The sequence below is a fragment of the Longimicrobiaceae bacterium genome (assembly GCA_035936415.1).
In the GTDB taxonomy this organism is placed as follows: domain Bacteria; phylum Gemmatimonadota; class Gemmatimonadetes; order Longimicrobiales; family Longimicrobiaceae; genus JAFAYN01.
This window is the reverse complement of the sequence record DASYWD010000180.1, coordinates 1-12,786: the sequence shown is the minus strand read 5'-3', so window position 1 is coordinate 12,786 and position 12,786 is coordinate 1. Positions and strand designations below refer to the sequence as shown.

General features: G+C 70.4%; 11 protein-coding genes. 7 read left to right on the top strand and 4 right to left on the bottom strand.

Annotation, left to right across the window (positions count from 1 at the left end; all coding sequences use genetic code 11):
* The first annotated feature begins 106 nt into the window (after window positions 1–106).
* From VGR37_07040 to VGR37_07020, 5 genes are all read left to right on the top strand, one after another.
* Entirely contained in the window at window positions 107–697 is a 591-nt protein-coding gene (locus VGR37_07040; GenBank protein HEV2147140.1) for a sigma-70 family RNA polymerase sigma factor, read from the top strand.
* Between the two features lie 70 nt (window positions 698–767).
* Window positions 768–1,397: a zf-HC2 domain-containing protein gene (locus VGR37_07035; protein ID HEV2147139.1), complete on the top strand. Its 630-nt coding sequence runs from the start codon at window positions 768–770 to the stop codon at window positions 1,395–1,397.
* Entirely contained in the window at window positions 1,387–2,604 is a 1,218-nt protein-coding gene (locus VGR37_07030) for a polymer-forming cytoskeletal protein (GenBank protein ID HEV2147138.1), read from the top strand. The genes VGR37_07035 and VGR37_07030 overlap by 11 nt, the downstream gene beginning before the upstream one ends.
* Window positions 2,597–3,475 carry a toast rack family protein gene (locus VGR37_07025; GenBank protein ID HEV2147137.1) on the top strand — a complete coding sequence of 293 codons (879 nt, stop codon included), beginning with the start codon at window positions 2,597–2,599 and terminating at the stop codon, window positions 3,473–3,475. The genes VGR37_07030 and VGR37_07025 overlap by 8 nt, the downstream gene beginning before the upstream one ends.
* A 31-nt stretch (window positions 3,476–3,506) precedes the next feature.
* On the top strand, window positions 3,507–3,746 hold the full coding sequence (locus VGR37_07020; protein ID HEV2147136.1) for a hypothetical protein: 240 nt from the start codon (window positions 3,507–3,509) through the stop codon (window positions 3,744–3,746).
* 247 nt (window positions 3,747–3,993) lie between these two features.
* Here the strand turns inward: VGR37_07020 and VGR37_07015 are convergent, their stop codons facing one another.
* Together VGR37_07015 and VGR37_07010 are read right to left on the bottom strand one after the other, a co-directional pair.
* Window positions 3,994–5,109: an Mrp/NBP35 family ATP-binding protein gene (locus tag VGR37_07015; GenBank protein HEV2147135.1), complete on the bottom strand. Its 1,116-nt coding sequence runs from the start codon at window positions 5,107–5,109 to the stop codon at window positions 3,994–3,996.
* Between the two features lie 107 nt (window positions 5,110–5,216).
* The gene (locus tag VGR37_07010; GenBank protein ID HEV2147134.1) at window positions 5,217–5,441 is read right to left on the bottom strand and encodes a NifU family protein; all 225 of its coding nucleotides are present in this window, start codon (window positions 5,439–5,441) and stop codon (window positions 5,217–5,219) included.
* 139 nt (window positions 5,442–5,580) lie between these two features.
* Between VGR37_07010 and pruA the strand changes: the two genes are divergently transcribed.
* Window positions 5,581–7,209: an L-glutamate gamma-semialdehyde dehydrogenase gene (pruA, locus tag VGR37_07005; protein HEV2147133.1), complete on the top strand. Its 1,629-nt coding sequence runs from the start codon at window positions 5,581–5,583 to the stop codon at window positions 7,207–7,209.
* A 119-nt stretch (window positions 7,210–7,328) separates the two neighbouring features.
* On the opposite strand, the gene VGR37_07000 is transcribed toward pruA, so the two are convergent.
* Complete coding sequence (locus tag VGR37_07000) at window positions 7,329–7,829, bottom strand: hypothetical protein (GenBank protein HEV2147132.1); 501 nt, start codon at window positions 7,827–7,829, stop codon at window positions 7,329–7,331.
* Window positions 7,830–7,896: 67 nt separating this feature from the next.
* Window positions 7,897–9,765, bottom strand: a complete 1,869-nt coding sequence (locus VGR37_06995) for a hypothetical protein (protein HEV2147131.1) — start codon at window positions 9,763–9,765, stop codon at window positions 7,897–7,899.
* Window positions 9,766–10,078: 313 nt separating this feature from the next.
* On the opposite strand from VGR37_06995, the gene ppdK reads away from it, so the two are divergent.
* On the top strand, window positions 10,079–12,739 hold the full coding sequence (gene ppdK / locus VGR37_06990; protein HEV2147130.1) for a pyruvate, phosphate dikinase: 2,661 nt from the start codon (window positions 10,079–10,081) through the stop codon (window positions 12,737–12,739).
* Window positions 12,740–12,786 lie beyond the last annotated feature (47 nt).

The window sequence follows — 12,786 nt, the reverse complement described above, 5'->3', positions numbered from 1 at the left end:
TACCTGCCCCCGCCCACCGCGGCAACCCTGCGCCGCCCCCTGAAACTTCCCGCACACCGCTCCCGTACAGGCTCCAGGCAGAGCACTCCGACCCTCAGCCCGCACATTGGACCAGACCCAAGTACCCGACCACGAGCTCGTCACCCGCGCCCGCAAGGGGAGCGAGGCGGCGTACCGGGAGCTGCTCGGCCGCTACCAGCGTCCGGTGTTCTCGCTCGTGTACCGCATGGTCCGGGACCGGGAGAAGGCGGAGGACCTGACGCAGGAGACCTTCGTGAAGGTCTTCAACAACATCGACCGGTACGACCCCAAGTACAAGTTCTCGAGCTGGATCTTCAAGATCGCCACCAACGTGTCCATCGACGCGCTCCGGAAGAAGGAGCCGGACACCGTTTCGCTCGATGGCTCGCGACATGCCACGACGGACGAAGAGGTCGAGTCGACGCGCATCACTGCGGTCTCCCAGGACGAGAACCCCGAGGAGCTGCTGGAGGCCCGCGAGCTGGGCGCGGAGATCGAGAAGGCCATCGGCCGGCTCCGGCCCGAGTACAAGACGGCGGTCCTCCTCCGCCACGTGGAGGGACGGGCGTACGAGGAGATCGCGGAGATCATGGCGGTGCCGCTGGGCACCGTGAAGACATACATCCACCGCGCGCGCGGCGAGCTACGCGAATCGCTCGCGCACACGCGGACCTGAGGGTGAAACTTTCGGCGGAGTCGTCCCGTAGATCGGGATGAGCCGCACGAGCAACCAGGAGAAGGAACCCGTGTCATACCCGTTCGGCCACGTGCCGCAGTGGACACTGGAGCTGTACGCGGAGGACGCCCTCCCGCCCGACGAGCGGGAGGAGGTCCGGACGCACGTGGAGGGCTGCGCCCTCTGCGCGGCGGAGCTGGAGTCCAGCAGGGCGCTGTTCGCCTCGCTGGCGCAGCTCCCCCGGTTCGCGCCGTCCCCCGGGTTCGAAGACGCCGTGATGGCGAGGGTGACGATCCGCCCCGAGGGCTCCGCCGCGCTGGCGAGGGCGCGGCGGTGGCTCCCGGCGACCCGGCGCGGCTGGATGATGCTCTTCGCCGCGCTGGTGGCGCCCTTCGTTCCGCTGCTGGCGGTAGCGGCGTGGCTCCTCACGCAGCCGCTGGTGACCGCGGGCGGGCTGATGACGATGGCGGAGCGGTGGGCCGGCCAGGCGGCCGGCGCCGCGGCCGACGGGATGGTGGATATGGTGGCGCGGAGCGGGATCGTGGAGTGGGGGCAGGGTGCGGTCGGGGCGATGTGGGGGAACCCCACGGGCGAGCTTTCCCTGGTCGCGATGTTCATGGCACTGGCGACGCCGGTCGCGGCGTACACGCTGGTTCGACTTCTTCGGACCCCCATGAGGGGCGTGGCCCATGCGAACTGACATTCTCAAGGTACCGGCGCTGCTGCTCGGTGCGGCTCTCCTGGCAGCCGACGGGGCGCCCCTGGCGGCGCAGAGCACGGCGGGCGACGAGGTGCGCCGCGAGGCGGCGGAGGCCCGGCGCGAGGCGACGCGTGAGGCCGCCCGGGCCCACCGGGAGGCGGCCCAGGAGTCTGCACGGGCCCAGCGCGAAGCGGCACGAGAGATGGCCCGGGCGCGGGCCGAGGCGGCCCGGGCGGGGGTCTCCGTGCTCACCGGCGACCACGTGGTCGCGAAGGGTGAGACCGTGGACGGCGACATGGTGGTCGTCGGCGGCGACCTGCGGGTGGAGGGCGAGGTCCGCGGCAACGCCGTGGTGACCGGGGGCGACCTGGTGATGGAGGAGGGCGGCACGGTCCTCGGCGACGCGGTGGTGACCGGGGGCGAGCTGATCGACAACGGCGGCAGCATCCTCGGCGAGATGCGCACTGTGGGGGTGGACGGGCACATCCCCGCGCTCCAGGCGCCTCCGCGCCCGCCCCGGGCTCCCGAGCACGCGGCGCGATTCGGCGGCTCGTGGTTCGAGCCCATCGGCCGGGGGATCGCGGGGGTGTTCTCCACCCTCGCCCTGGGGCTGGTGCTCGCGGGGATCGGCGCCGGCCTGGTGTTCTACGGCCTCCCCTACCTGCGCAAGGTGAGCGACACGGTGCGGAGCTCCCCGGGGCGCTCCGCGGCGGTGGGGCTCGCGGCCAGCTTCCTGATCGTGCCGGCGTTCGTCCTCCTGGTGGTCGCCCTGGCGGTGTCCATCATCGGGATTCCGCTCCTCCTGGTGGCCGTCCCGCTCTACCCGGTGATGGTGGTCGCCGCCTTCGGGTTCGGGCTCCTGGCGGTGGCGCACCTGATCGGCGAGTACACGGCGGAGCAGCGCGGCGGCTTCGACTTCAGCTACCGGAACGCGTACGCCTACGTCTTCTTCGGGGTCGGCCTCCTCCTGGCGCCGCTGCTGGCGGCACACATGATCGGGATGATCGGCTTCCTCGGGTGGGCGGGCGCGCTCCTCAAGGTGGTCGGCGGGATGATCCTGTGGGTGGCCGCCACCCTCGGCGTGGGCGCGGTGATCCTGACCCGCGCCGGAACGCGGGAGAACTACTTCGCCCGGGGCTACGACCCGGTGCTCGACGAGGACCCGGTCTTCGACGCGGAGCCGGCCGCGAGGGAGCCCCATGTTTGACGCGGCGATCGCCCGCCGCACCCTGCTGGCCGCCGCCCTCGCGGCGATCACCGGGTGCGGGTCGGCGGCGGCCTCCGACGCCCAGAGCTGGCGCACGGTCACCTCTTCGCGGCAGCCGTCCGGCGAGCGGGCCCTGGACGTCCAGGTGGAGTACGGCGCCGGGAGGCTGCGGGTGGCCCCGGCCGAGCGGCCGGTCCTCTACCAGTTCGAGATGCGGTACGACGAGGGCCAGGTGAGCCCGCTCACCGAGTACGACCGCGCGTCGGGGAGGCTCCGGGTGGGGATGGAGTCGCGCGACCGGAAGCGCGGGATCCGCATGGACCGCATCTCCGACGAGTCCCGCGCCGACCTCCGCCTGAGCCGGGACGTCCCGCTCGACCTGGAGCTGAAGTTCGGCGCGGGCGACGCGGACATCGACCTCGGCGGGCTGGCCGTGCGGAAGCTGCGCGTCGCGACCGGGGCCAGCGAGACCGTCGTCGCCTTCGGGAAGCCCAACCGGGTCGCCGCGGACGAGGTGCGGCTGGAGGCCGGGGCGGCGAAGTTCGAGGCTCGCGGGCTGGGGAACGCGCGCGCCGACCGCTTCCGGTTCAAGGGCGGGGTCGGCGAGACGGTGCTCGACTTCGGCGGCGCGTGGGACCGGAACGCGACGGCTACGATCTCCATGGGGATCGGGTCGCTCACGCTGCGCTTCCCCCGCAGCCTGGGGGTGCGGGTGGTCAAGGACTCGTTCCTGACCAGCTTCGACGCGACGGGAATGGTGAAGCGGGGAGGGGCGTACTACAGCCGCAACTGGGAGACGGCCCAGAACCGCCTGACGGTGGAGGTGGACGCCGCGCTCGGCTCCATCGACGTGGACTGGATCGACGAGTAGCACACGAGAACTCACGTAGAAGGAGGCTGCAATGCTCACCGCCCTGCTCACCCTGCTCGCCCTCGGAATCGCCGGCATCGTCGCCGTCGCCGTGATCCTGGCCGTGCTCGGCGCGATCTTCGGGCTCGCCGTCGGCGCGGTGGGGCTCCTCTTCAAGCTGCTTCCCGTACTGCTGGTGGGGTACGTGATCGTGAAGCTGCTCCAGAAGAGCGGCGGAGGCTCGCACCGGCAGCTCACCTCCTCCTCCGATCAGCGCTGGCTCGATTCGTAGCTCTGGACGGTAGATGGGCGAAGGGGTGGCGGGCCATCGTGGCCCACCACCCCTTTTTTCGTGTCCCAGGCTCTTTCGCGCTGCGGTCGGGGGCGGGGGTAGTCTCCGGAAGAAGTGAACTCGCTTCGCTCAGACATCCACTTCTTCCTCCGACCACCCCCACCCCCTCCCTGCGACCCTCTCCGCGCGGGTACCGAACGACTCCGTGAACATTCCCTCTCCCGCATGCGGGGGAGGGTGGCGGCTCTCAGGCCGCCGGGTGGGGGCCCGCCGCGGGCTCCGCCAGGCGCGCCACTACCCTGCCGGCGATCTCGCGCAGAGCCATGCCGGCGGGGGACTCCGGGGAGGCGACCACCACCGGGGTGCCGGCGTCCCCGCCGTGGCGCACCTCCATCTCCAGCGGCACGTCGCCCAGGAAGGGGACGCCGGTCTGCTCCGCGAGGCGGACGCCGCCGCCGTGGCCGAAGATCTCGTAGCGCTGGCTGCAGCAGGGGCAGACGAAGCCGCTCATGTTCTCCACGATGCCGAGCACGCGGGTGTTGGTGCGCTCGAACATCTTGATCCCCCGGAGCACGTCGCCGGTGGACACGTCCTGCGGAGTGGTGACCATCACCACCCCGTCCACGTTCACCGTCTGCACGAGCGAGAGCTGCGCGTCCCCGGTGCCGGGGGGCATGTCCACGACCAGGTAGTCCAGCGGGCCCCACTCCACCTGCTCCAGGAACTGCTTGAGGATGCCGGCGATCAGCGGGCCGCGCATGATCGCCGGCTGCTCGTCGTCGAGCAGGAAGCCCAGGCTCATCAGGCGGACGCCGTGCGCCTCCAGCGGCTCGATCTTCTCCGCCCCCTTGGTGCCGGTCACGTTCGGGCGGCGGCGCTCCCCGAACATCAGGGGGACGTTGGGGCCGTACACGTCGGCGTCCAGCACCCCCACGCGGTGCCCCTCGGCAGCCAGCGCGGCGGCCAGGTTCGTCGCGACGGTGCTCTTCCCCACCCCGCCCTTCCCGGAGCTGACCGCGATCACCCGGCCGATGCCGGGGAGGAGGTTCGGGTTGGGCCTGGGCGCGGGGACCGAGCCCGGCGCCTTGCGGCCCGGCTTCGGCGGACCCGAGGTGGGGAGGGAGATGTCGATCTTCACCTTCCCCACGCCGTCGACCGCTTCCGCGGCGGCGCGCGCCTGGCGGACCAGCGTCCCGGGGTCGTCGGGCTGCAGGACGAAACGGAAGCGGACCGTCCCGTCCTCCAGCACCTGCAGGTCGCGCACGCGCCCGCTGGACACCACGTCGTCGCCGCTCTGCGGGTGCACCACCCCGGCGAGGGCCGCGGCCACCCGGCGCAGCGTCTGGTTGCTCTCCACGTTCATCGATCGGTATCCTCTCCGGCGAGCCCTCGCGGGCGCCGGCGGTCGGCGGATGCAAAAAGCCGACGCCCCTCCGGAGCGTCGGCCAGGCAGAGGGGTCCCGTGGGCGGTCAGACCGCCTGGACTTCCCGGACCTCCGGAACGGCCGCCTTGAGGCGGCGCTCGATCCCCTGCTTCATGGTCATGGTCGAGATCGGGCAGGCGCTGCACGCCCCCATCAGCCGCACCTGCACCGTGCCGGCCGTGTCGTCGAACCCCACCAGCTCCACGTCGCCGCCGTCGGAGCGAAGCGCGGGGCGGATGGTGTCGAGCGTGTCCTCGATCCGGTCCAGGATGCTCATGGCGGCACGACGGAGGGGTGGGAGGCGGCGCGTCCGGGGCGAAAGTTACCCGGCCCCGCGGGCGGGGTCAAGGTGGCGCGGGTCCGCCCCCGCGCATACTTTACCGGCCTTCACTCTGACCACAGGAGACGTGATGAATTCCATACCGCAGGTCCCGCAGCCCGTGAACGAGCCCGTGCTCTCCTACGCCCCAGGCACTCCTGAGCGCGCGGAGCTGAAGGCCGCGTTGGAGCGCATGTCCGGCGAGCAGGTGGAGATCCCCGTCATGGTCGGCGGGAAGGAGATCCGCACCGGCGACACCGAGAGCTCCGTGATGCCGCACGACCACGGGCACGTCCTCGCCACCTGGCACAAGGCCGGGGAGGCGGAGGTCCGGCAGGCGGTGGATGCGGCGCGCGAGGCCCAGCGCGACTGGGCCCGCTGGCCGTGGGAGGAGCGGGCGGCGGTCTTCCTGCGCGCGGCGGAGCTGCTGGCGACGCGGTACCGGCCCATCCTGAACGCGGCGACGATGCTGGGGCAGAGCAAGACCGCGCACCAGGCGGAGATCGACGCGGCCTGCGAGCTGATCGACTTCTTCCGCTTCAACGTCCACTTCGCGCAGCAGCTCTACTCCGAGCAGCCCCTCTCGGGGCCGGGGACGTGGAACCGGCTGGACCACCGGCCGCTGGAGGGCTTCGTCTACGCGGTGACGCCGTTCAACTTCACCTCGATCGCGGCGAACCTCCCCACCGCACCCGCGCTCCTGGGGAACGTGGCGATCTGGAAGCCGGCGGCCAGCGCCATGTACAGCAGCTACTACATCATGCGGCTGCTGGAGGAGGCCGGGCTCCCGCCGGGGGTGGTGAACATGGTCCCCGGCGACCCGGTGGCGATCAGCGACGTGCTGCTGCGCGACCGCGCCCTCGCCGGGGTCCACTTCACCGGCTCCACCGCGGTGTTCCAGCACATCTGGAAAACGGTGGGCGACAACATCGGCGGCTACGCCGGCTACCCGCGGCTGGTGGGGGAGACGGGCGGCAAGGACTTCATCGTGGCGCACGCCAGCGCCGACCCGGACGCGCTCGCCGTCGCCATCGTCCGCGGCGGCTACGAGTACCAGGGACAGAAGTGCAGCGCCGCCTCGCGCATCTACGTCCCGGACTCCCTCTGGCCACGAGTGCGGGAGCGGACCCTGGAGATGATGTCCGAGATCCGCGTCGGCGACCCGGCGGACTTCCGCAACTTCATGGGCGCCGTGATCGACCGGAAGGCGTACGACAAGATCACCGGCTACGTCAGGCACGCGCAGGAGGCGGACGACGTGGAGGTCCTCGCGGGCGGCGGGTTCAGCGACGAGAAGGGCTACTTCGTCGACCCAACGCTGGTGCAGAGCAAGGACCCCGCGTACCAGCTCATGTGCGAGGAGGTGTTCGGGCCGGTGGTGGCGCTGCACGTCTACCCGGAGGCGAAGTGGCACGAGACGCTCCGCGTCGTGGACCGCACCACCCCGTACGCGCTGACCGGCGCCATCTTCGCCAACGACCGGCGTGCGGTCCTGGAGGCGGAGCACGAGCTGCGGCACGCTGCGGGCAACTACTACATCAACGACAAGCCCACCGGCGCCGTGGTGGGGCAACAGCCCTTCGGGGGCGGGCGCGCCAGCGGCACCAACGACAAGGCGGGCTCCATCCTGAACCTGGTCCGCTGGATCTCGCCGCGGACCATCAAGGAGACCTTCTCGCCGCCGCGGAGCTGGCAGTACCCCTTTATGGGCGAGGAGTAGCCCCTCCGGGATTCCACGGCACGCGACAGAACAGCCCTCGCCCGATTCTTCGGTGCGGGGGCTGTTCTGCTACAACGGTTACAAGCGCCCGCTGGAGCCCAGGGAGCGATGCGCCTCGCCTATGGGATCGCGACCCGCAGCGCGGTGCGTGAGGTCGGCGCCGGGCGGCTCCTCGGCACCACCCTCACCGCCACGACAGTGTCCGCAGTGTAGTACGGGCTCGCCGAAGGACGAGGATGCCTCGGAGCCCGGGCGATCCCCCGCACTACGATCCGCAAGGTAGCCGTGTCAGTGCCGGACGGGAGGATGACGCCCACGGGCACGGTGAACCTGCCGGCCGAGTCGCTCACGCCACGGTGCTGGGCGAGCGATCCGCGGCTCGGATCCGCGAGCGCCAGGGTCGTTACCTCGACCTCCTCCAGCGGCTGTCCCTCGCGGTCGGCTACCACACCCTCCAGCCGCCCGTGGTGCGTGCTCGTGAACTCGGAACTCGCCCCCATCACGTCGATGCCGCTCGGGGGCGGTGGATCGGGGTCCAGTCCGGGCGGCTGCGGGGTGCACGCCAGTAGGGCAGCGACCACCCAGAGGGCCAGCGGCCGGCTGGGAACGGAGTGGATCATCGTCGGCCCTTTCGTCGAAGGGATTCTAGGAGGGGCGGAGGGGGACCCCGCCTCCGCCCGCACCCGGCTACGGATTGACTCCGTAGAAGTTGTACTTCCAGAGCCTGCGCACGGTGGTCGCGCTGAACCCCGCCGGGTAGGAGAACGTGGGCGACCAGGTGACTCCGTCCCAGGTCTGACGCCATTTTGTGCTATGCTTCTGAGACTCGGTCTCGGCGCTCACGTTCCCCTCGATGCAATACACAACCTGATCCAGCCCGTCTAGGTAGTAGGTGTACTCGTAGCCGCCCGTGACGCTCTTCCAGGGAGCGCACTTCGCCATGATGTTCGTGATGAACGTGCCCGGATAAGCCGCGTCGTCGAAGCTCTCCTCGTACACTGTATTGTTGGACTCGTCCTTGTCACCGGACCCGTCTACGAGGTCGTAGAAGAACCCGGCCGCTGCACCCTCGATAATGACGCCGTCACCATTCCTCCAGTATGATTGCTTTTCGACCGAGTAGTCACTGTAGTACTGGTACGTCAGCCGGTCCCCGAGCAGCCAGACCGAGAAGAAGGTTGCGAACCCCTCGACGAACGCACAGGACAGCGTGTGCGGGGCGTCGATGTAGTGCACCCCGCTCGAGCTGCAGTAGTAGGTCGCCGGCCGCTCGATCGCGCGATAGTGGAACGCATGACCGTACTCGTGCATCGTAACGTACGTCCCGTCCGCCCCGAACGTGCGGGTGTAGTTCTGCCGGATCAGGTCTTCCCGTGGGCAGAGGGTGGTGACCTTGTCGCAGTAGTTGATGGGATAGGTGGAATCCGACGGCGACACCCAGGCGGTGATCGCATTCCTCCTGTAGACTCCGAACCGGGACTCGGCCAGGGGAATGTACCGCCGGTAGGTCGCGAACACGTACGCCGCGAAGCGGTTGTACGCCTTCAAATACCGGTTGGCGCCTTCCATCTCGTTGAAGTACGGCATTCCGGCCGCCTCCCCGTCCTGGCCGTAGACGTCGGCGTAGATGTTCCGGAGGTCGATACGCCCATCGAAGATTCCCGACGTGCACGTAAACGAATACTTCCCGTTCACGTCAGTGGTCCGGGTGAACCGATCGTACACCTGCAAGTTGGCATCCAGGCACTCGATTGTCAGCAGAGCGTCGTGGATCGGCTCGTCCACCTTAGTGGTGTCGTTGTAGTACACGAACGTACCCGTGAACGTCGTGTTCCGCGTCTGGCCGAGGTTCGCGCGAGCAAGGTTCCCGCCTGGCGCCTGCGTCCTGTACCGCCCGGAGGTGAATGGGCCGTAGGAGCCGTAGAGAGGCAGGCGGTCGGGACCGATCACAGTCGATTCCGGGCCCCGGGTGACACGCCCACCGCTCTCATCCACCAGGACGTAAAGAGTTTCCGAGCTGAAGTCGATCGTCGGTATCCGTCCCGGAACGTAGAGCGGCTCGCTCTCGGGGCGGCGGCTTGCTGCAGTCGCGACTATCCGGTAGTATCCCGGCTGGGAAAAAGTGACGGTCCCGGTGAGCCGGTGCTCCCCGCCCTGCGGCAGCGCGCCCCGGAAGCGGTCGAGGACTCTTCCCCTTCCGCGTGACCCCGCTCCGCTGTCCTCCGCGTCCAGAACGATCAGCTCGTACTCGACGCCTTCGGCTGGACGTTGCGCGCGAGCGACGGTCGTGACCGTGATCGGGACGCCCGGACGGAACGACCCCGTCGCGCTGATGTCGACGCCGATGCGCCTGATCGCAGGCGAGTCTCCCGTGTCGTCGCTCGACGGACCGGTCGGGGCCTCCGGGCGGGGTGCGGGGCCCGGGTCCGGGCCGAAAGGATCCTCCCGCTCGTCGCTGCAGCTTGCCAGCAGAGCGACCCCGAAGATACAGCAGGCGTGCCGCGTCCTCCGGTAGAGGCGCTCGGAACGACGAGCCCGAACTCTCGTGCTGCTCATGGTGACCTCGCCAGGCACATAGGTTCCCACCACATCCCCCGAGGGGGATGCGCAAATATCGTCTTTCTCTATACGCATAAAGCGCGCCAATATTATCACCGGAAAGCACCGTCGCGCCGGTCCGAACCGCCGCACGAACGCCCTGGGACGCACGCGTCCTGGCGGTGTTGGTATCCCTGCCGACCCGTGCGCCGGAGCCTGGCATTCCCCAACCCGGCGGCTTTGATCTTGCCATATCCCACCCGCCGGACCCCCGATCCGGAACGGTCCGATCGCGCTCCACTGGACCCGAGATCCCAACGACGAGGAGAGAATGGCGCAGCGCTACGTCTACTTCTTCGGCGCCGGCGAGGCCGAGGGCGGCAAGGAGATGAAGGCCCTGCTGGGCGGCAAGGGAGCGAACCTGGCGGAGATGACGCGCATCGGCGTCCCGGTGCCGCCGGGGTTCACCATCACCACCGACGCCTGCCGGCACTACCTCCGCCACCACGACCTCCCCGACGGCCTCCGCGATCAGGTCGCGGAGCACCTCCGGCGGCTGGAGGAGGCGACCGGGAAGACCTTCGGCGGGGGGGAGTCGCCGCTGCTGGTGTCCGTCCGCTCCGGCGCGGCCGTCTCCATGCCGGGGATGATGGACACCATCCTCAACCTGGGCCTCAACGACCGCACCGTGGAGGCGCTGGCGCGCATGGCCGGGGACGAGCGCTTCGCCTGGGACTCGTACCGCCGCTTCGTGCAGATGTACTCCAACGTGGTGCTGGGAGTGCGCTCGGAGAAGTTCGAGGAGGTGCTGGAGGAGAAGAAGCGCTGCCGCGGCGTCCGCGAGGACACGGAGCTCGGCGCGGACGACCTGCGTGCCCTGACCGGCGAGTTCAAGGAGCTGGTCGCCCGGTCCACGGGCACCGCCTTCCCGGAGGAGCCGGAGGCGCAGCTCTGGGGGGCGATCAACGCCGTGTTCGACTCGTGGAACACGCCGCGCGCCGTGGCCTACCGGCGCGTCAACGCCATCCCGGACGACATGGGGACGGCGGTCAACGTCTGCTCCATGGTGTTCGGAAACATGGGCGACACCTCCGGGACCGGCGTGGCCTTCACCCGCGACCCCTCCACCGGGGAACGCGCCTTCTTCGGCGAGTTCCTGGTGAACGCGCAGGGGGAGGACGTGGTCGCCGGGATCCGCGACCCGCTCCCCATCGCCGGCATGCGGGAGCGCCTCCCACAGGCGTACACCGAGCTGGTGGAGGTGCAGCAGCGGCTGGAGCGGCACTACCGGGAGATGCAGGACCTGGAGTTCACCGTTGAGCGCGGGCGGCTGTACCTCCTCCAGACGCGCACCGGGAAGCGCTCCGCGGCGGCGGCGGTGCGGATCGCGGTGGAGATGGTGGACGAGGGGCTCATCACCCCGGAGGAGGCGGTGCTGCGCGTGGACCCCGTGCAGGTGGAGCAGCTGCTGCACCCCATGATCGATCCGGGCGCCAGCGTGCGCGTGATCGCCACCGGCCTCCCCGCCTCCCCGGGGGCGGCGTCGGGAAAGGTGGTGTTCAGCCCGGACGACGCGGCGGCCCGCGGCGCCGCGGGCGAGCCGGTCATCCTGGTGCGCCGGGAGACCTCGCCCGAGGACTTCCACGGGATGGTGGCCGCGCAGGCGATCCTCACCTGCCGCGGCGGGATGACCTCGCACGCGGCGGTGGTGGCGCGCGGGATGGGGAAGTGCTGCGTGGCCGGCGCGGGCGGGATCGAGGTGGACGAGGCGTACCGCCGCTTCACCGCGGGCGACGCCACGGTGAAGGAGAACGACTGGATCACCCTGGACGGCAGCACCGGGCGGGTGATCCTGGGGCAGGTCCCCACCGTGGAGCCGGAGATGTCGGAGCACTTCCGGCGGCTGATGGGGTGGGCCGACGGCTTCCGCACGCTCCGGGTGCGCACCAACGCCGACACCCCGCACGATTCGGAGGTGGCGCGCAAGTTCGGGGCGGAGGGGATCGGCCTCTGCCGCACCGAGCACATGTTCTTCGAGGGGGAGCGGATCGACGCCGTGCGGGAGATGATCCTGGCGGAGACCGGCGCCCGGCGCGCCATCGCACTGGCGAAGCTCCTCCCCATGCAGCGCGAGGACTTCGAGGGGATCTTCCGCGCCATGGACGGGCTCCCCGTCACCATCCGCCTCCTGGACCCGCCGCTGCACGAGTTCCTCCCCAGCGGCGCGGCCGAGATCAAGGACCTGGCCCGGAGGACGGGGGCGGACCCGGTGAAGCTCCGGGCCCGGGTGGACCAGCACCACGAGGCGAACCCCATGCTCGGGCACCGCGGGTGCCGCCTGGGGATCTCCCACCCGGACATCACCTGGATGCAGGCGCAGGCGATCTTCGAGGCGGCGGTGGCGGTGCAGCGGGAGGGCGTGACCGTCTGCCCGGAGATCATGGTGCCGCTCGTGGGCACCGTGGAGGAGCTGAGGCGGCAGCGGCAGATCATCGACGAGTGCGCGCAGGAGGTGTTCGAGCAGACCGACGCCACCGTGGACTACATGGTGGGGACGATGATCGAGCTTCCGCGCGCGGCGCTCACCGCGGACCGGATCGCCGAGGCGGCGGAGTTCTTCTCGTTCGGCACGAACGACCTGACGCAGACCACCCTGGGGATGTCGCGCGACGACGCGGGGAGCTTCCTCCCGACCTACGTGGAGGCGGGGATCCTCCCGGACGACCCCTTCCAGACGCTGGACCGGGAGGGCGTCGGGAAGCTGGTGGAGATGGCGTGCCGCCTGGGGCGCGGGACCCGGCCGGATCTGAAGCTGGGGATCTGCGGGGAGCACGGCGGGGACCCGCGCTCGGTGGAGTTCTTCCATGCCGCGGGGCTGAACTACGTGTCCTGCTCGCCGTACCGGGTGCCGGTGGCGCGCCTGGCCGCCGCCCGCGCCGCGCTCACGCACCGGAAGGCCCCGGAGGAGCAGGCCGCGGAGCAGGCGGCGTAGCGGAGGGCTCCGGTGAACGGCAGCGGCCCCGGCGATCTCGCCGGGGC

Bases quoted from the DNA above. Each gene is read 5' to 3' on its own strand.
- VGR37_07030 (HEV2147138.1), top strand. From the start codon at position 1,387: ATGCGAACTGACATTCTCAAGGTACCGGCGCTGCTGCTCGGTGCGGCT.
- VGR37_07025 (HEV2147137.1), top strand. From the start codon at position 2,597: ATGTTTGACGCGGCGATCGCCCGCCGCACCCTGCTGGCCGCCGCCCTC.
- VGR37_07020 (HEV2147136.1), top strand. From the start codon at position 3,507: ATGCTCACCGCCCTGCTCACCCTGCTCGCCCTCGGAATCGCCGGCATC.
- VGR37_07015 (HEV2147135.1), bottom strand. From the start codon at position 5,109: ATGAACGTGGAGAGCAACCAGACGCTGCGCCGGGTGGCCGCGGCCCTC.
- pruA (HEV2147133.1), top strand. From the start codon at position 5,581: ATGAATTCCATACCGCAGGTCCCGCAGCCCGTGAACGAGCCCGTGCTC.
- VGR37_07000 (HEV2147132.1), bottom strand. From the start codon at position 7,829: ATGATCCACTCCGTTCCCAGCCGGCCGCTGGCCCTCTGGGTGGTCGCT.
- VGR37_06995 (HEV2147131.1), bottom strand. From the start codon at position 9,765: ATGAGCAGCACGAGAGTTCGGGCTCGTCGTTCCGAGCGCCTCTACCGG.
- ppdK (HEV2147130.1), top strand. From the start codon at position 10,079: ATGGCGCAGCGCTACGTCTACTTCTTCGGCGCCGGCGAGGCCGAGGGC.